Source organism: Staphylococcus sp. MB377, assembly GCF_001922505.1.
In the GTDB taxonomy this organism is placed as follows: domain Bacteria; phylum Bacillota; class Bacilli; order Staphylococcales; family Staphylococcaceae; genus Staphylococcus; species Staphylococcus haemolyticus.
In genome coordinates, this window is sequence record NZ_MAON01000004.1 from 23,940 (window position 1) to 44,207 (window position 20,268).

The 20,268-nt window shown below is 32.8% G+C and carries 21 protein-coding genes and 2 pseudogenes; 8 read left to right on the top strand and 15 right to left on the bottom strand.

The window, feature by feature from the left end; genetic code table 11:
* Window positions 1-68: 68 nt before the first annotated feature.
* From BB045_RS01050 to BB045_RS01060, 3 genes are all read right to left on the bottom strand, one after another.
* Entirely contained in the window at window positions 69-1,634 is a 1,566-nt protein-coding gene (locus BB045_RS01050) for an SLC13 family permease (RefSeq protein ID WP_070581442.1), read from the bottom strand.
* Between the two features lie 175 nt (window positions 1,635-1,809).
* Window positions 1,810-2,106, bottom strand: coding sequence for a hypothetical protein (locus tag BB045_RS01055; protein WP_037536459.1), 297 nt, complete (start codon window positions 2,104-2,106; stop codon window positions 1,810-1,812).
* A gap of 73 nt (window positions 2,107-2,179) precedes the next feature.
* Complete coding sequence (locus BB045_RS01060; RefSeq protein ID WP_070441887.1) at window positions 2,180-3,109, bottom strand: CobW family GTP-binding protein; 930 nt, start codon at window positions 3,107-3,109, stop codon at window positions 2,180-2,182.
* Window positions 3,110-3,332: 223 nt separating this feature from the next.
* On the opposite strand from BB045_RS01060, the gene mgrA reads away from it, so the two are divergent.
* Window positions 3,333-3,770 carry a global transcriptional regulator MgrA gene (gene mgrA / locus BB045_RS01065; RefSeq protein WP_053024932.1) on the top strand — a complete coding sequence of 146 codons (438 nt, stop codon included), beginning with the start codon at window positions 3,333-3,335 and terminating at the stop codon, window positions 3,768-3,770.
* A 148-nt stretch (window positions 3,771-3,918) separates the two neighbouring features.
* Here the strand turns inward: mgrA and BB045_RS01070 are convergent, their stop codons facing one another.
* Entirely contained in the window at window positions 3,919-5,580 is a 1,662-nt protein-coding gene (locus BB045_RS01070) for an amino acid ABC transporter ATP-binding/permease protein (RefSeq protein WP_070678469.1), read from the bottom strand.
* Window positions 5,577-7,208 carry an ABC transporter ATP-binding protein/permease gene (locus BB045_RS01075; protein ID WP_070581445.1) on the bottom strand — a complete coding sequence of 544 codons (1,632 nt, stop codon included), beginning with the start codon at window positions 7,206-7,208 and terminating at the stop codon, window positions 5,577-5,579. Before BB045_RS01075 ends, BB045_RS01070 begins: the two co-directional genes overlap by 4 nt.
* Before the next feature lie 304 nt (window positions 7,209-7,512).
* Between BB045_RS01075 and BB045_RS01080 the strand changes: the two genes are divergently transcribed.
* From BB045_RS01080 to BB045_RS01095, 4 genes and pseudogenes are all read left to right on the top strand, one after another.
* On the top strand, window positions 7,513-8,388 hold the full coding sequence (locus BB045_RS01080; protein WP_070581446.1) for an undecaprenyl-diphosphate phosphatase: 876 nt from the start codon (window positions 7,513-7,515) through the stop codon (window positions 8,386-8,388).
* A gap of 213 nt (window positions 8,389-8,601) precedes the next feature.
* A pseudogene (locus tag BB045_RS01085) lies at window positions 8,602-9,275 on the top strand (hypothetical protein).
* Window positions 9,276-9,281: 6 nt separating this feature from the next.
* Window positions 9,282-9,728 carry a YaiI/YqxD family protein gene (locus BB045_RS01090; protein ID WP_075140405.1) on the top strand — a complete coding sequence of 149 codons (447 nt, stop codon included), beginning with the start codon at window positions 9,282-9,284 and terminating at the stop codon, window positions 9,726-9,728.
* An 11-nt stretch (window positions 9,729-9,739) separates the two neighbouring features.
* Window positions 9,740-10,306, top strand: coding sequence for an LOG family protein (locus tag BB045_RS01095; protein WP_037549149.1), 567 nt, complete (start codon window positions 9,740-9,742; stop codon window positions 10,304-10,306).
* 90 nt (window positions 10,307-10,396) lie between these two features.
* Here the strand turns inward: BB045_RS01095 and BB045_RS01100 are convergent, their stop codons facing one another.
* From BB045_RS01100 to BB045_RS01115, 4 genes are all read right to left on the bottom strand, one after another.
* Window positions 10,397-10,942 carry a GNAT family N-acetyltransferase gene (locus BB045_RS01100; protein ID WP_070581448.1) on the bottom strand — a complete coding sequence of 182 codons (546 nt, stop codon included), beginning with the start codon at window positions 10,940-10,942 and terminating at the stop codon, window positions 10,397-10,399.
* Between the two features lie 100 nt (window positions 10,943-11,042).
* Window positions 11,043-11,339 carry a hypothetical protein gene (locus BB045_RS01105; RefSeq protein ID WP_070581449.1) on the bottom strand — a complete coding sequence of 99 codons (297 nt, stop codon included), beginning with the start codon at window positions 11,337-11,339 and terminating at the stop codon, window positions 11,043-11,045.
* A gap of 180 nt (window positions 11,340-11,519) precedes the next feature.
* Entirely contained in the window at window positions 11,520-12,008 is a 489-nt protein-coding gene (locus BB045_RS01110; protein ID WP_070581450.1) for an SA0632 family lipoprotein, read from the bottom strand.
* 65 nt (window positions 12,009-12,073) lie between these two features.
* Window positions 12,074-12,523 carry a GNAT family N-acetyltransferase gene (locus BB045_RS01115; protein ID WP_070581451.1) on the bottom strand — a complete coding sequence of 150 codons (450 nt, stop codon included), beginning with the start codon at window positions 12,521-12,523 and terminating at the stop codon, window positions 12,074-12,076.
* Between the two features lie 125 nt (window positions 12,524-12,648).
* Between BB045_RS01115 and BB045_RS01120 the strand changes: the two genes are divergently transcribed.
* A complete protein-coding gene (locus BB045_RS01120) occupies window positions 12,649-13,338 on the top strand; it encodes a DUF1129 family protein (RefSeq protein WP_011276478.1) in 690 nt (229 codons plus the stop codon).
* A gap of 152 nt (window positions 13,339-13,490) precedes the next feature.
* On the opposite strand, the gene BB045_RS01125 is transcribed toward BB045_RS01120, so the two are convergent.
* From BB045_RS01125 to BB045_RS01140, 4 genes are all read right to left on the bottom strand, one after another.
* A complete protein-coding gene (locus tag BB045_RS01125; RefSeq protein WP_070581452.1) occupies window positions 13,491-13,979 on the bottom strand; it encodes a DUF456 domain-containing protein in 489 nt (162 codons plus the stop codon).
* On the bottom strand, window positions 13,979-15,199 hold the full coding sequence (locus BB045_RS01130) for an MFS transporter (RefSeq protein WP_070581453.1): 1,221 nt from the start codon (window positions 15,197-15,199) through the stop codon (window positions 13,979-13,981). The genes BB045_RS01125 and BB045_RS01130 overlap by 1 nt, the downstream gene beginning before the upstream one ends.
* Window positions 15,200-15,242: 43 nt before the next feature.
* Window positions 15,243-16,097: a LysR family transcriptional regulator gene (locus BB045_RS01135; RefSeq protein ID WP_011276481.1), complete on the bottom strand. Its 855-nt coding sequence runs from the start codon at window positions 16,095-16,097 to the stop codon at window positions 15,243-15,245.
* Window positions 16,098-16,240: 143 nt separating this feature from the next.
* Window positions 16,241-16,852: a ribonuclease FAU-1 family protein gene (locus tag BB045_RS01140; RefSeq protein WP_075140406.1), complete on the bottom strand. Its 612-nt coding sequence runs from the start codon at window positions 16,850-16,852 to the stop codon at window positions 16,241-16,243.
* Window positions 16,853-17,073: 221 nt separating this feature from the next.
* Between BB045_RS01140 and BB045_RS01145 the strand changes: the two genes are divergently transcribed.
* Complete coding sequence (locus tag BB045_RS01145) at window positions 17,074-18,177, top strand: 5-methyltetrahydropteroyltriglutamate--homocysteine S-methyltransferase (protein WP_075140407.1); 1,104 nt, start codon at window positions 17,074-17,076, stop codon at window positions 18,175-18,177.
* A 422-nt stretch (window positions 18,178-18,599) separates the two neighbouring features.
* Here the strand turns inward: BB045_RS01145 and BB045_RS01150 are convergent, their stop codons facing one another.
* Entirely contained in the window at window positions 18,600-19,088 is a 489-nt protein-coding gene (locus BB045_RS01150; RefSeq protein ID WP_075140408.1) for a cupin domain-containing protein, read from the bottom strand.
* Entirely contained in the window at window positions 19,088-19,804 is a 717-nt protein-coding gene (locus tag BB045_RS01155; protein ID WP_011276485.1) for a YebC/PmpR family DNA-binding transcriptional regulator, read from the bottom strand. Before BB045_RS01155 ends, BB045_RS01150 begins: the two co-directional genes overlap by 1 nt.
* Before the next feature lie 226 nt (window positions 19,805-20,030).
* On the opposite strand from BB045_RS01155, the pseudogene BB045_RS01160 reads away from it, so the two are divergent.
* Window positions 20,031-20,268 (top strand): annotated as a pseudogene (locus BB045_RS01160) (ISL3 family transposase); the annotation flags it as partial.

Here is a 20,268-nt window from a genome sequence, read left to right on the forward strand (position 1 = left end):
ACTTTACCCTTTTTCCAATAATTAAAATCAGAAACTTTATGTTTCGACCTAATGGAAAACCAAAGTCTTTAAACCAATCCTAACCATTTCCAATACGTCAAACTAAATATAATCACTAAGATATAGGCAATAACCGTTAGTGGTACACCTGTCTTTAGGAAGTCTTTAACTGTGAATGTACCCGTACCATAAGCAAGCATGTTTTGTGGTGCGCTAACGGGTAATAAGAAACCAAAGCTAATTACAAATTGTTGAATTAGAACAAATCCAATCGATTGATCACCTAAATGTAATGTAGCTGTAAGTGATATAAATACTGGTATAAGCGCCGAAGATAAACTTGTTGCACTCGCAAACCCAAGATGGATCAAGATATTAAATAGTGTTATAAGAGCAATAGTAGCTATGAGTGGCATATGTTGTAACCCCATAAGCCCGAAGGTTTGGTCACTCAGCCACTGTGCAGCGCCTGTTTTTAATAGTACATTCCCTAGTGAAATCCCTACTCCAAATACTATAATTGTTCCCCAAGGTATTGTTTTTTCTACACCTTTCCATGTAATAACACCAACTTTAGGTGTTAACATAATTGCCAAAGCAATTAAAGTAATGGACGCAGAGTCTATAGGATGTAGAATCTTTTCAGTAGACCAGAAGAAAAGTAATAACACAGATATCATTATCAGACGCCATTCTCTAAAAGAGACTGGTCCTAATTTATCTAATTCTTCTTTGATCAATTCTTTACCGCCTTCAATTTCTTTATGTTCAGGCGGCATCACTTTCATCATGATAAAGAATAACGCGATTGACATAAGGATAGACCATGGTGCAGCATATAAGAACCATTCTCCCCATGACACATCGTGTCCTAAGTTCTGATTAATAAAATTAGTAGCTACAATATTTTGAGCAGCCGCTGTTTTTATACCAATGTTCCAAATCGAAACAGCCTGGACTGCTGTAATAATTAAAAGTGATGCAAGTTTACTTTCCTTTGATACTTTGAATGCGGCAATCATACCTAATAAGATTGGTACAACTGCACCCGCTCTTGCAGTTGCTGAAGGAACAAAGAAAGCTAGTAAAATTGAAACTAAGATTGCACCGATAACAATATTACGTGTTTTATTACCTACAATTGATAGCACTAGTAAAGCCAAACGTTTATGTAATTGCGTCTCTTGCATCGCTGCTGCCAAAAATAATGCCGCTGCTACTAATGCAACCGCAGATGTCGAAAATCCACTAAAGGCATGCGTTAATGCATTTCCCGTGCCTAACCAATCTGTGCCAGATAATATTTTATCTCCCTCTTTTGGATTACCTAGTTTCTCTGACAGTTGTTGGACTGGACTAAATCCACAAATTAAAATGATTAAACCTAAAATCATTGTTGCTGATACTGGATACGTCACAGCTTCGGTTACCCACATAATAACGGCAAACGCTAAGATGGCAAGTGCTCCTTTTGCCATTATTGGTAACCCTGCTGGTGTTGGTAATAACAAGATAATTAATAAAATGGCAAAGCTTATAATAATCCAAAATGGCTTATAACCACTTTTACTCTTTTTTTCCTTTTTATTTTTTAAAAGGTTGTTATTCTCCTGTGTAGCCTGCACTTTTTCCATAGTTACCACTCCCTTAATTCGTCAAATTCAGTATATCAAGAAAGCGCTTCAATGATGATGGAATGTGACAAAATACACAAAACATTCACTTTTCATATTATTTTAAGCATAAAAAAACTTTGTGATAACGTCTTACTGACTATCACAAAGTCTATGTCATTCTTAACAAAATTATTTAACCAAAAATTTCACGATTTAAGCCAAACACATATAATAGCGTAAAGAATGTAGCCGCACTCAAAACAGTCAAAATTAAAGATAAAATAAGTGTTCGTTTGAAGCGATTAATAAAAGCTATGAATAAAATACCTAAATTGTATGCAAAAAAGAGTCCGAATAAAGCCATTGTCACTTTAATGTTAGTATAAAATATATTAAACAATAGTACGATAATAGCAAAAACTGTATAAGGAATCGTAATACATCTAAATTCAAAACGAATTTGCTTCGTACGTTTATCCTCGTTATTCATGGTCAAACCCTCCTATTTTTATTATAAAACATAAAAAAGTAAACGCCTATGTCATAACTGTGACAAAACGATATTATGTGAATTGAATCATATCAAGTTGATTACGTAATCTATCTGTATCTAATGACTCTCCAATGATAACGATAGTCATCGGTACGTCTTTATCGATAATGCCATAATCAGGTAAGCCCATTGCATATTGAAATTCATATGTTACTTCTGGTAGATCTCTAAACTTCACAAATCCTTTTAAGCGAAGTACACTATCTGGCAAACGCATAATAAATTGATAAAATAACTGACGGTCTATTGCTGCTGTAAATGTATACTGCATCGACTGAATCCCATGATGATGTGTATGTTTATGCTGAATTTCATTATGTTGAATCACTTTACCATTGATTTGTTCATCGTTAAATTGACTATAAGTAGTAATAATTATAGGCGCTTGTGGATTGAGTTTATTTAAATTTTCTTTAACGTCGTTAAGTGCTTCTTCACCTATTAAATCAATTTTATTTAGTATTATCGTATCACTATAACGTAATTGTTCTTCTAATAACTGAGTTGTTGAAGGACTATAGACTTCTTTTTTAGTGAATCTTTGTGCATCTACAATACCAATAATTGTTGGTTCGTGAATATTTTTTATTATTGTAGGGTCTTGGCAAGCCGAATAAATCTCAAGGGGATGCGCTAAACCAGTTGCTTCTATAAGAATATGACTCGTATCTGTTTGATCAATCAACTGTTTTAATTGGTTAACTAAATCGTTATTTAAATCACAGCATACGCAGCCATTAATTAATGAATGAATAGAAACATCATTTCCAAGTAATAAACTATCAACGTCAAAAGATCCAAATTCATTCATTATAATTGTTATTTTCTCATCTTTTTTTAATAATTGCTCTATATAATGTTTTAGAAATGTAGTTTTACCACTTCCTAAAAAGCCATTTACGATTGTAATTGATATTTTTTCATTTTTATTATTTATCATTTTAAAATCTCTTTTCTTTTTAAAATTAATTTGAATATGATAATATATGTATTTATTTTAGATTACACTTGATTAAAATAGAAATATCTTCTAGAATTTAAACATACTTTAATTTTAGCATGGCATTGAGACGAAGTGTGTTGCAAGTTATATTTTATACAACATAGACGAAATTTAATCCGAAACATAGAGAGACGGATAGAATGTCTGGAGGAGAACTTTAATGTCTGAACAACATAATTTGAAAGAGCAACTCTGCTTTAGTTTGTACAATGCACAAAGACAAGTTAATCGCTACTATTCAAATAAAGTCTTTAAAAAGTACAATCTTACGTACCCACAATTTTTAGTGCTAAGTATTTTATGGGATGAATCTCCTGTAAATGTTAAAAAGGTAGTTACAGAACTAGCTTTAGATACTGGTACTGTATCACCTTTATTAAAAAGAATGGAACAAGTTGACCTCATCAAACGCGAACGATCTGAAGTTGATCAACGTGAAGTATTTATTCATCTTACTGAGAAAAGCGAAAAAATCAAACCTGAATTAAGCGATGCATCTCAAAAAGTCGCGAATGCTTCTTCTTTAAGTAATGATGAAGTACATGAACTCAATCGTCTATTGGGAAAAGTCATCAATGCTTTTACCGAGTCAAAGTAAAATGACATGCTAATACTAAGCCAATTAAAGTTATTCGTTTCGAATCAAATTACTATATATTTATCAATAACGAAAAACCTGAGTTATCTATAACAGATACCTCAGGTTTTTCGTTTTAAGGCAACGTATGCGTATATTTAAACATTGTCTAATTCATTTTTAATAAACGACTTAAATAATGGTTGCCATGACTTAGTTCATCATAACTCCCTTGCTCTTTAATCTGTCCATCAATAAGAACAACTATCTTGTCGAAATATGGCAGTAATTTTAAATCATGCGTTGCAATAACCAATGTTTCAACTTGTTCATCAATCAATTGCATCACTTGTTTAGTATTATCCTCATCTAATGCAGTCGTTGGTTCATCTAATAACCATATTGGGGAACCTTTTAGAAAAAGTCGACCTAATGCAATACGTTGCATCTCACCACCTGATAATGTATTTCCATCTAAAGTGATTGTTTTTTCTAAATCTAGATAGCCTAAATTGAGGCTCGTTAAGACACGTTGAATGACATCATCACTTTTACTAGAGAACATATTGTAACGTAATGTACCATCAAATAATTGTTGTGATTGTAAAAGAACATTAAGCTTTTCAAAGCGAATGTCTTCATCTAGTTGTGATATGTTCTGACCATGGAGAGAAACTTGTCCTTCATCGATATCGTACAAACCACTCATAATTTGTAATAATGTACTTTTACCTGAACCAGATGGTCCAACAATCGCTACTTTTTCCCCTTTCCCAACAGTTAAATTAATATTGGATAACGTTGGTAATTCTTGATGTTCATAACTAAACGATACATTCCTAATATTGTAGACGTTACTCTGTTTTGTTACCAATGATTGCTTAGATTGATCTACTGGATATGATAGAACATCATTTAAACTATTTAACGCTTCATCTGTATCTGCTTTGTAATATGCAAAGTTACTCATAGGCACTGTTTGTTCGAATAAAGTTAACATCATCAAAACAATACTCGTTAAATACACAACATTTAATTGTCCTTCTTTAACTTGAATAAATCCCAATGCTAAGGTAGCAAATATCGCGATCATTGCGATTATATTTAGCATATAATCATATAAAGTTAAAAATCTCGTTTCTTTCGATTGCATTTTGTCATACGATTCTAATGCGTTCATTAAATCTTCACGATAGGCTTCTGCATTGTTAAAACGATTTAACTCAGCATAGCCTTCTTTATAATCATAAAATTGGGTAATCGTAGTTTGTTGCTGTTGTTCAACTTGTTGCTTCAATTTACCTGCACGTTTGGCACTCAACCACGGTACAAGCCAAAGTGAACACAACATACTTATAATGATAACTATAGCATGCATAACACTAAAATATACCAATGTTACTGCTGCAATAATTGCTGTGAAACCAATGACAACCGGTGGATAATAGACTCTTAAATAGATGTTTTGTAAAGCTTCGACTTTGCTTATCATTTTAGTCAATAAATCAGCAGATGAATATTGGCGATATAAATTAGGTACTCTAGGGATTAATGTTTCTAAAAATTGAACCCGAACATCTCGTAACATTGTAAATGTCGTTTTATGTGATAGTAAACGCTCCTCGTATCTTGCAATCGCACGTATAAACCCGAATAACTTAACTGATACAACTAACACCATTAATGCATATAAAGGTGCGCCTAAAGCACTTTGAGTTACCATGTACCCACTTAAGAAGAACATTGCTAATGCAACGACACTCCCAATAACACCCGTCAATATTGCTAATATTAAATATTTGTCAGGTCGAAATCGAATTTGTGATTTCACACTAAGTCACCACCCTTTTCAAGTCTTACAGAAATCGTTTGATCATCTTCAACTAAGTAACCATCTTTTATAAATAATCGTCGCGTTGCTTGACGAATCGTTGAATCGCGATGCGCAATCATAATCATCGTTACCCCTTCAAAATGTTGTGCGATAACTTGTTGGATAACAGTTTCAGTCTCTATATCCAGGCCAGTCGTAGGTTCATCAAAAACAACAATATCAGGATTCATCAATAATACCCTTGATAACTCAATACGACGCATTTGTCCGCCTGATAGCATTTCTCCACCTTCACCTATTCTGCTATGAATATCATTTTTTAGAGACATAACCTTTTCTTTTAGCCCAACCATCTCTAACACATGAAGAATTTGGTCGTCATCAACTTTTTTAAACATTGCTATGTTGTCTTTAATTGATGCTGAAAAAATAAAAGGATTTTGACTGAGCATTCCAATTTGATTAACACATTTGTTAAAGGACACATGCCCACTCGTCGGACGTACTATTTGAGTAAGTAATTTTGATAAAGTCGTTTTACCTGCACCACTTGGTCCTACAATAGCTATATTTTCACCCTTATCTATCTTGAGCGATATATCACGAATGGCATAAGAAGGACTATTAGGATATTGGTAATTGACGTTGCGCATCTTAATAAGTGATTCTTGTTGCTCTTTTACTATTTCTCGATTAGTAAGCGGTGTATTTTCAGAATCTAAAAATTCAAAAACTACATCACTAGCACCCTCACTTTGTTTACCTGTGTGGAAAGCTTGTCCTAAATCTTTTATAGCATTATAAAATTCAGGAGCTAATATAATTGCAATAGCTGCTGTTTTAAAATCAATATTATGAAAAACAACAAGACTTAATGCTGCTTCTAATGCAACCAATCCAATACCAAGCATACTTATGAATTCGAGCATCAAACTTGATAAAAATGCACTCTTTAATATGCGCATCGTTAAATCTCGAAATTGTGTACTATCTTCGTATACTTGTTTTTTCGTGTGGGCTGTCTGTCTAAAAAGTTTAAGTGTAATCAGTCCCTTAGACACATTAAGAAAACGTTGGCTAAACTGATTTAAATACGTCATTTGATCTTTTGATTCATCACGTGTTTTAAGTCCAAAAATGATATAAAAAAGTGGAATAAACGGTGCTGTAACTATCATTATTAATGCAGTATTTAAATGAATAAAACACATTGCTATGATAATCATTAAAGGGATCATCATAGATTTAAAGACCTGTGGCAAATAATTTTTAAAAAACGGGGATAGTCCGTCTATTGTCTCTGTTAAAATATTAATTTGCGTTCCTGTAGCAATAGTTGATTCTTTCAAAACAACTTCTCGACGCAATTGATGTTTAACTTTGCCAGCTAACGTATCACCTAATCTTAAGTTAATCATATTCAATGTTGCTCTAAGAATTAAAACGATTAATATGATAATCAATAATGAATTTACAGAACTCAAATGATTGTAAAGCACTCGATTTAAAAAACTCGCAATACTTATATTCTGAACCACTACTGTTATTGCTAAGAACATACTCACAATTCCCATAAATAATGGAAATACTTTATAATTAAAGACTAAATTCATTAGTTTTTTCACTTTATCTTCACCTAATTTATTATTATAAAAGGTTCTTAAATGTTTATCATTTAATATCTTTTGAAAAACAGTGACAATATAATGAACATAACATCTCATCCTTAAGTCCGTTGCGATAAGTTACGTTATATCAGTAAATTAATAAAGGTACTGCGATATATTGTATATAAAATCAATTATTAGTTATCTCATTATTATTAGCGTTGATTTGATGCGTTATGATATTATAGAAAAGTGAATTTTGACAACAATATATTGAAAGACAACAATATTTTAAATTTTTAATAAAAGAAAGAGGTTACTTATGATTATTATCGAGTTTATCAAGGGCCTTATCTTAGGTATTGTCGAAGGTTTAACTGAATTTGCTCCAGTTTCATCTACAGGTCATATGATTCTAGTGGATGATATGTGGTTAAAATCGACTGAATTTCTAGGTCCTCATTCAGCTTTTACATTTAAAGTCGTAATTCAATTAGGTTCTGTTTTTGCTGCGGCATGGGTATTCCGTGAGCGTTATTTCGAAATGTTACATATTGGCAAATATAGAAACACTTCAATAAATGAAGAATTCCGTTCTAAACCACGTCGATTAAATTTACTACACGTATTAGTTGGTATGATTCCAGCTGGTATATTAGGTGTGTTATTCGACGATTTTATTGAAGCGCATTTATTTAGTGTTCCTACTGTAATGATTGGTTTATTCTTAGGTGCAATTTATATGATTATTGCAGACAAATATAGTAAAAAAGTTCAAAATCCTAAGTCAGTTGACCAAATCAATTATGTTCAAGCATTCGTAATTGGTATCTCTCAAGCGGTAGCAATGTGGCCTGGTTTCAGTAGATCTGGCTCTACGATTTCAACAGGTGTCTTGATGAAGTTAGATCATAAGTCTGCTTCTGACTTTACCTTCATTATGGCTGTACCTATTATGCTAGCTGCAAGTGCACTATCTTTAGTTAAAAACTATCAACATATTGAACTTGCACATATTCCATTTTACTTAATTGGATTCTTGGCTGCCTTTATTGTTGGCTTGATTGCAATCAAAACATTCTTACACTTAATTAATAAAGTTAAGTTAGTACCATTTGCAATTTATCGAATCGTATTGGTAATAATTATAGCCATTCTTTACTTCGGCTTTGGAATTGGTCAAGGCATTTCAGGTTAATTATAAATCAATCTAATAGTGGCTTTACGTCACATAACATCGTCAAAGATTTAATCTTTGGCGATTTTTTTAGTCAATTAGCTGACTAAGACACTCTCTTAACCTACCTAGTTTTACTCAAGTTAATATAAGGGTTCTAGCTAGTTCCTTCGTTTAGTATGATGTATCATAGGGTAATGAAGATAAATAGTAAATCTAATGGAGGCAACGAGTATGGACAAAAAGAAAATCATTAAAACGGCGATTAATGTTTTACCAATCATTATTGTGCCACTAGTAGTAGAACGTAAGCGTATTAAATCTCATCCTGAGGTACAAAAAGCAACTCATGCAACGACAAATGCAGGACAAGCGATTGCGAATAAAGCAACAGGTGCAAAAGAGTATTTAGGAGATAAAAAACAAGAATTCGACAACAAACGTGAATTAAAGAAAATCGCAAAAGAAAATGACCCTGAATACATTCAGAAGAAAGGCGAAAAATTAGCTAAGAAAAACTATAAAGAAGCTGACAAAATGAATAAAAAACTTCAAAAAAATATCGAACAACGTCATAAAGAAGAAGAAAAAGAGCGTGAAAAGAACGAAAAACAACGCATTAAAAACATGAAGAAAACTCAAAAATATCAAAAAAAGTTGGTTTAACTCCTGGTAAACTTGATGATGAGACAGAGAAAAAAGGCGAAAAACTTGAGAAAGATAATAAAAAAGACGTTAATAAGCTAGATAAAAAGCTCCAAAAAAATATTGATAAACGTCATAAAGAAGAAGAGAAATTACAAAAGCAAGAAGAAAAAGCACGCATCAAAGAAATGAAAAAGTTCAAAGATCATGAAGCTGAAAGTGTTGTTACACAAAATAAAAATGAAGATAACAATAAGGCGTAACGCTTTATGACACGTGTAATCATTGATGGAGATGCTTGTCCAGTAGTTGATTCAGTAATTGAATTAACTAATGGGACAGGCATTTTTGTTACCATTTTACGCAGCTTTAGCCATTACTCAAATAAAGTGCTCCCAGATCACGTTGAAACAATTTATATTGATGATGGACCTGATGCTGTTGACTATAAAATTGTAAAGCTAGCTACACCAGAAGACATTGTAATAACTCAAGATTATGGACTTGCCAGTTTATTACTATCTAAAGTTAAGATTGTAATGGATCATAAAGGGCATTTGTATCGTTCAAGTAACATAGATATGTTATTACAACAACGTTATAATAATGCACAGATAAGAAAGCAAGGCGGTCGTCATAAAGGGCCTCCCCCTTTTTCAAAAGAAGATAAAAAACAATTTGAGCGTGCATTTAAATCAGTTATCAAACAACTGTAGGAGGAAGAATAATGAAGCGAATTGCAGTATATTGCGGTGCTAGTAAAGGTAAAGACCCCATTTATGTTAAAGAAGCATACGAACTTGGTAAATATATGGCTGAGCAAGGTTATGAATTAGTTTTTGGTGCAGGTTCTGTAGGTATTATGGGTGCAATTCAAGATGGTGTATTAGATCACGGTGGACATGCTATTGGTGTAATGCCTAAGATGTTAGATGAAAAAGAAATCACTAGTCAAAAAGTGAGCGAACTTATTCTTGTAGATTCAATGCATGAACGCAAACAAAAAATGGCGGAACTTGCAGATGCTTTTGTAATGGCCCCTGGTGGCGCTGGATCTCTTGAGGAATTTTTCGAGACTTATAGTTGGGCGCAAATTGGCATTCATGAAAAACCAATTGCCGTTTATAATTTAAATGGATTCTTCAATCCACTTCAACAACTTATAAATAGTATGATTGAAGAAGGATTTATTGATGAAAAATATAAACAATTAGCACCTTTATATAATTCTAAAGAAGATTTAATTAATGGGTTACTTAATTTTAAACCCTTAGGTATACGTACATACGATTAATTATAAAGCGACATGTTTTGGACTATTATATTTATAAAAGTGATTATTTATCACATAATATAACCATCCAATCTCATGTCGCTTTTAATCTTATATTGATAATTGTTTATAATAACGTACTTGTCTTTTTAACATATGATATTTGCTTAACTCTGGTAATTCAAAATGGTCATATAATGTCATGCCAATTTTTTCCATTACTTTTCTAGAAAGCAAATTATTTTCTGCAGTAAAGCTATAAATAGCTTCAATCCCCTTTTCTTTGGCAAATGCTAACACAGCTGTTGCACCTTCAGTGGCAAGTCCGTTACCCCATACTTCTGGAATAAGACGCCATCCAATTTCATATAGTGGTAATTCCTCAAATGGGTATTGGCTATCTTGAGGTATATAATTAACCCCAATAAAACCAAGCCATTCGCCAGTCTCTTTAAGTTCAACTGCAAATAAGCCTATACCGTTTTCTTTAATAATGTCATCCATTTTTTTCATATCTAATTCAGAACGTCGATAACTTAATAAACTTGGAAAATAGCGTCGCACTTGAGGATTAGCATTCATCTTTTGAAATGGCAATAAATCTTCTTGCTTCCAGTCTCGTAATTTAAGTCTTTCTGTTTCTATATATGTAGCCATTTTCAACACCCCATTTTAAAGAAATACATGAGTAAAAAGTGCGATATGGATATAGACCATAGCACACTTTATCCGTCTTTAAATTTGATTGAGTAACTAATTAACCTCTAGATATATAACTAACGAGTTCAATGTGTACTGGAATCTCTTTTAAACAATCGCGTTGATCTTTAGGTGCAACAAAAGTTGCATCTACAAAGTCATTACGATGGTTAAGTTTAAATGTAGCTACAAATGTGTCGGTATCAGATTCAAAGTTTGGTAAGTGTGCAACCACACGTTTGATTTCACCAGTAGAATCAACAATTGTACGTCCAGTAATATTTTCTATTTCACGTCCTAATTCAGGTAATGTGATTTCGCGACCTTCTAAAATGTGAAAATCTTGTTCATGCATGTGTCATCTCTCCAATATTATAGTTTATGTTTAAACGTTTTATTATGTAGTTAAGCTTAATTTATACAATGATTAAAATGTGAATTGTAAATGATTTAAATTTAGTTTACCCTACATCCGTACATGTCAAACTTGACGTATGAGGCCGGCTAAATTGCCTTCATTATTTAAGTAATTTTATTAACGGCTACTTGATGATGTATCGTCTGAGCTACTTTGTTCACTTGTAGCATTTTCACCGCTATTTGATTGACCCTCTTGAGTATTACTAGATGGATTAGATTGCTGTGAATCACTACCACCATTTGTCTTAGAAGTATTCGTTTCGTTACTTGACGTGCTATTTTCAGTGGTACTTTGGCTCTTAGACTGTTTGTATGTATCACTATCTGATGATTGATTTGAGTCACTACTATCACTTTCATCACTTTCCGAATCATCTTTAGCTGATTCTGTCGCAACTGAATCATCCACTTCTTTTTGAAGCTTTTCACGTTGGTCGTTAAGTTTCTCTTTTTGCTTTTCTAAGTCTTTCTTTTGATTTTTCAAATCATCATTTTCTTTTTGAAGTTCTTTAACATCTTTCTCCAATGATGCTCTTTCATCACTTTTACCGCAAGCAGACAACATAAGTGTCGCAGAAAGTAGAAGTATCAACCATTTTTTCATGCTTTTCTCCTTTATTACGAATGAGTAATATTATTTTAACATGAATTAAGAACCTATTCATTTGTTTACCTTAGGTCTTTACGCATTTTTACATGACTTATCGCATAACCATTCGCTTTATTGAACTCAATCATTGCATCATTTGTAGCATCAACCATACCTTCAATTGATTTAGCACCCATTTCAATCGCCCAATTTTCTAAAGCAATCTTTAGACGCTTAGCATGACCCAGTCCTTGAAAATGAGGGTCAGTGTATATCATCTCAGTGATTACTTTTTCTTGAACTGCCTCAAAATGCCCCCAAATAAACGAAATTAAGCGCCGTATGTCTTCGCTCAATTCAATTAAAATTATATCATTACTGTGCTTTAATCGTTGAATAATCATATCTTGACGTAATCCAATTGATAGATGTGTCGCATTGTAATGTATTTCTCGCTTTTCAATATAATATTCTTGTATCTTTGCGATGAATTCAATCCATTCCATATCTTTAACAGTTAGTTTTCGCATAATGACTTCCTTTATGTTATACATTATATTCTATATTTATCTATGGTATGATTATCCATATTTAACATATAATAATCTATTATTTTTAAAAATAAAATAAGTTTAGACGTTAAGGAGCTTAGTCAATGAAATCCACTGCGAAATTAGCACGTGAAAATAATGTAAAATCATTGCGCCTAAATAATACAGATAGAGAAATCTTTGAAAATTATATGACATACATCCGCGCTGATTTACGCGTCAATCCGCATGACAGTGAGGTAATGCTAAGTCGTATATTAAAAAGATTATTAGAAGCTGAGAATGAAGGTACTTTAGCATTAGAGTTTTTCGAACATAATCCAAAAGCACATGCTAAAAAAGAAATTAAATCATTGCCTAATGAAACGTTTCAAAATATATTTAAGTATATTTTCAGGAATTTTATTTTTTTAATTGGTATTTTTTGTTTCTTTAAAGGCTTTATTGGCTTTTTTATTGGTGGAGATAATAATGAAGTTTACTTGTATACATTTCCGATTAGTGTCATAGCAGGTTTATTTATTATTTTTATGTTTATATTAGTCATATTTAAGACGGTTCAACTTCAAAGTTTCAATAATTCACATTGGGTGTGGTTATTTAATTACACTATTATCGCTTTACTGTTAGTCGCTCTATTTTATGTCTTTTTTATTCCGCAATCATTTTTAGCTTTTGGTCCTTACATTCTTATTAGTAATTGGTCATTTATTATAATTTCAGCCATCATTACGCCGATTGCTTTTTATATACAACATCATTTTGTTAACAAAGATTCAAATACTATCTTATAATACGTTGTCACGATGAACTAAGACTTGTAAAGTAGCATTTTATAAAAATTAAAAAGGTTAAGCATCTATATCGTACGTGCGCAATGATGTTCTCAAAAGACGAATTGAAAACTCAAAGCCACTTTGATATGAATGACTTAACCTTTTTTTAATTATCCTACTAAAAACACATCTATAAAGAACCAAATGACCATAATGAACATAATTAACGCTTGTGCAACTGAACTCGCTAAAAATGCTACTACAGATCCAATGCTTGCTTTAAATGCTTTTCCAAAATCAAAATCTTGCACTAATTCTACAATGAGCACTGCTATAAAAGGTACGATGATAATACCGAATGGTGGAAGGACGAAGCACCCAACAATCACACCTATTAACGCAGCATACTCACCCAGTTTAGAACCGCCAAAGCGATTTACAAAGTATTTATTCATTAAAAAGTCAGATACTAAAATAAATACAGTGAACAAAATCATAGCTACATAAAATATCCATGATAACCCATATTGAGAGAATCCAAATTGATAAATTAAGAATCCTACCCATAGCACAAGTACAGATGGAATAATAGGTTTAATTAAACCTACAAATGCTAAAACAAATGATAATAGTATTAATATCCATAAAACAACTTCCATTACTTAACTTTCACATCCTCTTCCGTATATTTTTGATCTTTCGTAAAGAATATCAATATCATTCCTATGAAAATAGATGTTGCTGAAACGAAGAAAACATTCTCCAATCCAACCCAATGGCTCATTGCACCACCTAATAAATTTCCTAACAACTGTCCAATTACCATTGCATTCGCAAATAATGTTGAAGCATAACCTGGGAAATCAGGTAAAATATCTTGGAAATAGCTAATACCTAATCCGAGTAAGATAGCTAAAAATAGTGCTAAGAAGATTTGTCCAATCATCATAGCATAGATATTTTCAAAAACACCAATACTAAAATAGAAGGCACCACCACTAACTCCACCTATGATTAACAACGTTCGAGTAGCTAACTTAGCAGATAACATACCTAATATAACCATAAAGGGAACTTCTAAGCCGGCACATAAACTTGCTAGCGTTCCTACATATCCTTCTTGCTCCTTAAGATAATCTGTGACAAATAGCGGCATATTCATTGTGTACATCCATTGACCTATATGTAATAAAATAAATGCTATAAATGGAATAAATAGTGTTTTATCTTTAAGCATATTAGGCGCAGTCTTCTCAATATTGGCTGTACCACCAACTTGCTCTTTTGCTGATAAATTTAAATCTTTATAGAAGAAGATTTGTAAAACAAGTGTGAATAATAAAATAAAGACGGTGCCACCAAAAAGTCCAGCATATCCCATAAATTGAATTAAATACGCTCCGATTAACGGACCAAATAAGAAACCAAAAGAAAACATAGAGCGTAAAACAGTATTGGCAAATTTGGCATTATTTCTTGAAGATGAAACGTTAATGGATTCACGTGCAGATGCATATAATTGTGGCATTGCTGGAGCGAATAACCCTTGAAAAATAGCGTATACAATAATAAACAACCAAATATTATGAATATAAAAATAAATCGAGAAACTAATAGCCCCCATCATTAGTGCACTAATGATGAGTACTTTTCTATTAATGCTATGCGTATCTGAAAAGCGAGCGACAATAGCATTGACTGTAAATTGACTTACTGCTGCTAGGGCAAGTAGAATACCGAATTGGTTAGTTGTCATCCCTAGCTCTTTAGTCGCGAATAAGACGAAGTAAGGTACTGTGATGGCAATCCCCATACCTAATAGCATCATATTCACAACGAATAATTTGTAGTTTTTTATATGCAACAATGCTGCAAACATTTTTCTACCTCTATTCTTATTTAATTACACGTTATCCTAATGATTAGCGAATAAAGTTAAGCATCAAAGTAACAAATGACTCAACTTGAGGGAGTTGTAACATGCTACTGTCATAACTCATAAATGTTGAGCGAATAAGTGGTTGATTGTCGATGTTTACCTTTTCAAATTCGAACATATTTTTATCTATATTTTTCATCATGATTTCCGGAAGAATCGTAACCCCTACACCACTTACTAACATTTCTTTGCATGTAGCAACTTGATCCACTGTTATTGTTGCGTGATAGTCTTGTCCAAGATTCTCATTATACCATTCTTTAATTTGATTAATATAGATAGGATCAGCTTGAAACTCTATGAAAGGTAATTTAGAAACCTCGCTCTTTCTTTCTTTTGGGTAGATAAAATAATGATCATCGTCAAAGAGGTGTGTATTAGTCAAGTTCATTACTTTATTTCCTCGAGTTATCATCACATGATAGTCTCTATGATTTGCTTTAATTTGTTCCGTAGAACCTACTTGAACTTGTATCTCAACATTTGGAAATTGTGAATTATATAAACTTAATACTTCTGGTAATAACGTTTGACCAATCAATGATGAGCAGCCAATTGAAATGGTACCATTCACTTCTCCAATATGGGCTTGCATTTTATCAAAAAATACACGCTCTCGTTTTAACATGTCACGAGCGTGCTCAATAATCATAGCACCCTCAGTGGTAGTGATTAATTGTTTCTTTGTACGGATAAATATGTCTACACCAAATGAATGCTCTATTGCTTTAAGTCGTTGTGTTACAGCTGGTTGAGAAATATATAATATTTCTGCTGCTTTACGTAACGTCTTGGTTTCATCTAATGTAATTAATAATCGATAGTCTTCTATTTTCATAGCTTCCCCCTACTAATGTTTATTCATGAACATGGCTATGAGCAACAAAAAAAGTTTAAGACCGAAACGAAAACTATATAAACAATGCTTCACATTTACTTATCGTTCCGCTTCGCTCCTAATATTAAAGGCTTAGAGTTCCATCATTTCCCTTTGTTTACATGTGGCTTATGATGTTGAATATGTTTTTTATACGTCTTATTATAATTTGGTTTTTTCAACTTACCAACCATCTTGTTATAGCAATACAAAATTCGATTATTAACATCATCAAAATTTTCATTGATTTCAATCATCAATTGATGCGCAATCATATAAGCTTCATGATATTGCTTTTTAGTGATTTGTTCATTTTTTAATGCTAATTTCAAATCATTTTCATCAACGAGCTCATATTCTCCAGTTGATGGTAACACAAGCACATCCAAGAATAAATCGAGTGTTCTAGCATTGCCCTTTTGAGTAATATTCTTAATATTGATATCGAAGTAATACTCCAATGGATTTCCTTTATCATCAAACATTGCAGTAATACTATATCGTTTCTTTTCCGGCAAAATCTGCAACCATTGATAATTGTCATCAGCAACAATTATATTCTGGCCTACTACCGTCACCTCTAAAGGTTCACGAACCCTCTTCATCGTGACCAAGCCAATAATACCCTTAAATCTATTATTATTTACCTTAACTTCTATGTAATCACGTTCTAATAGGCGACGCCAGTGACGTTTATCTATATATTTAATTTTCATAAAGCCACCAACTCCTTGTCATTATTATATTAAACTAACTAATTGATGTCATCTTTGGTCGTTTTTAATTGAATTACGCACATAAACATATAAAAATTTTCAATTTTATTTTACTACAACTAATTAATTTTTAGGGAAAATTGACAAAAATACTCGTATTTGATAGTTTATATTTATATTATCTGAAAATTCTAAATAAATTGATAAAGGAGGAACTGCTATTGACTTACAGACCTTTTAAAGCAGACCATGTTGGAAGTTTGTTACGACCTCAAAGATTAAAGGACGCTCGCGCTAAATATAATCAAAATGAAATCAGTGGTGCAGAGCTAAAACAAATAGAAGATGAGGAAATCGACCGTATTATAGAGAAGCAATTAGAAATAGGTTTACATAGTATTACTGATGGTGAATTTCGAAGAAGTTGGTGGCACTTTGATTTCTTAGAAAATCTAGATGGTGTCGAAGGTTACACTCCTGATCACGGGCTAGAATTTGAAGGGCTAGAAACGCGTGCCCATAATGTAAGAGTAGTTGATAAAGTTAGATATAATCCTAATCACCCCCATTTTGACCATTTCAAATTCTTATATGACAGAGTTAATGGACGTGCTACCGCAAAAGTATCAATTCCGAGTCCAAACCAATTATTCCACCCTAACATATTGAATGAAGATATTTATCCAAATATTGAAGACTTTGCTCATGATATTTCTGAAGCTTATCGCCAATCATTGCAACATTTTTATGATTTAGGTGCAAGGTACATACAAATAGACGATGTATATTGGGCTGGTCTGACTGACGGTACACATAAAGTTCGAGGACGTCAACGTACAGATGAAGAAAAAGTTCAAGCTCGTAAATTAGCATATAAGGTAGTAAATGATGCTGTCGAAGGTCTTCCAAAGGATTTAATTTTAACTACACACATTTGTCGTGGTAACTATCAATCAGCATGGGCAATTTCAGGTGGTTACGAAGCGATTGCTCCGTATTTATTTAAAGAGCACCTGCATGGATTTTTCTTAGAATATGATGATGAGCGTTCTGGCGACTTTGAGCCTTTACGCTATTTTGATAAGGATGCTTATGCCGTACTAGGTTTAATTACTTCTAAGACACCCGAACTTGAAGATAAAGAATTAATTAAACAACGTATTAAAGAGGCACAACAATACATCTCTCTAGATCAAATATGTTTGAGCCCTCAATGTGGATTCGCTTCAACTGAAGAAGGTAATCAGCTCACAGAAGAAGAACAATGGACTAAATTAAAATATGTTGTAGAGCTATCTAATGAGTTATTAGGCAGCGCTAATTAGCACCTTATTGAATTCTACAAAGAGCCTGAGCATAATTCAATGACTCAGGCTATAAATATATATTGGCAGAAGTTTACTGATTTAAAAATGCGCTTGTAACAAGCTTTTTTTAATTCTAGTCAACCTTGCCTGGTGGGCGGGCCCCAACAAAGAGAATTTCTTTAAGAAATTCTACAAGTTAAGCAAGTTGGGGTTCGGGGCCCCAACAAAGAGAATTTCTTAAAGAAATTCTACAAGCTACGCAAGTTGGGGTTCGGGGCCCCAACAAAGAGAATTTCTTAAAGAAATTCTACAAGCTACGCAAGTTGGGGTTCGGGGCCCCAGCAACAAGAATTTCATTAAGAAATTCTACAAGTTAAGCAAGTTGGTAATACAACGAAATAAATTTTGGGAAATATTATTTCTGTCCCACTCCTTTAAGTCTATTGGTCTATGTTTAATAAGGCATATTGTTTAATAATTGCCTCGTGTTGAGGATACATACTGTACAACTCATCTTGTGTGAATAATTCAAAATGATTAAAATCAAATGCTGGTTGGCACATACATCCAACCAAACTATAGCCTTCTCTGTCTATTAAACTCGATGCAAAAATAGTACCTTTAGGCACTAAATACTGCAATACATCGCCATTTTCAATTGAAGCACCTAATTGTACTGATTGATAGTTCCCCTGAGGTGTAATCATATGAATGGTCAAAGATTCACCTGCCTGATAATACCATACTTCATCCGCATCGATACGATGAAAATGAGAAATATCACCAGTATTTAACAAGAAGTATATACTACTGAATGGTGCACGTTGTGCCTCATTTATTGTTTCTCGAATTGTTTCTTTATAATAGCCACCTTCTGGATGAGGTGTTAGATCAAGTTGTTTAATCCAATAATCTGCATTTTTCTTCATTATTTTAAATCCACATTATGGAAAACATTTTGAACATCTTCAAGGTCTTCGAGTGCATCAATTAATTTCTCAAATGTTGCTTGGTCATCCTCTGATAATTCAATATCAGTTTGAGGTAACATTTCAAACTCAGCAACTTTAAATTCTTCTACACCTGTTTGACGTAATGCATCTTGTACATGAGCAAATTGGTCTGGTTCAGCATAAACGATTGTAAGATCTCCATCTTCAATTACATCTCTAACATCAACATCTTGTTCCATTAATGCCTCTAAAATGTCATCAGCTGATTTACCTTCAATGCCGAAAGTAGCCGTGTGATCAAACATGTAAGCTACAGAACCTGATACACCCATATTTCCGCCATTTTTACCGAAAGCAGCTCTCACATCTGAAGCCGTACGATTTACATTATTAGTTAATGCATCTACGATAAGCATTGAACCACTTGGTCCAAAGCCTTCGTAACGTAGGTGATCATAATTTTCATCACCTGCACCTTTAGCTTTGTCAATTGCTCTATCAATAATATGATTAGGTACTGAATACGTCTTCGCTCTTTCAAGTACTAATCTTAATGCTTGGTTAGATTCAGGATCTGGTTCACCAGATTTGGCTGCTACATATATTTCTTTACCAAATTTCGCATATATTCTACTTGTATTTTTATCTTTTTGGGCCTTTTTCTCTTTAATATTATTCCATTTACGTCCCATAATGTCATCTCACTTTCATACTCAATAATCCTTATTATATAGCATTAATAAAGCATTGTCTAAAAAGGAAATAAACGCATTGTACGAAGTAAAAATGGCTCTATAATAAATTGGACTGATGACTAAAAACCATCAGTCCAATTTTTATGTTTGAATACAAAAATGGCGCAATTACCTCTATAATTATTAGTTACCACACAAAATAAAAAAGAAAGGTAATGCGCCTATGTGTAAGTCTATATTAAATACATTAAGAATTAAAGATAAAAATCTAAATTTTTCAGATGAAGTGATTGAGAAAAAGCACAAAGGACGAATGAGCTTATTTTACTATGCTGAGCTCACTTATCAACCTACACATTGTGAAAATTGTTCAACTAAAAATGAAAATTTCTCTATAGTAAAAAATGGTAAGAAAACCTCAACGATTACTTTACTTAAAATTATGGAAATGCCCGCTTATG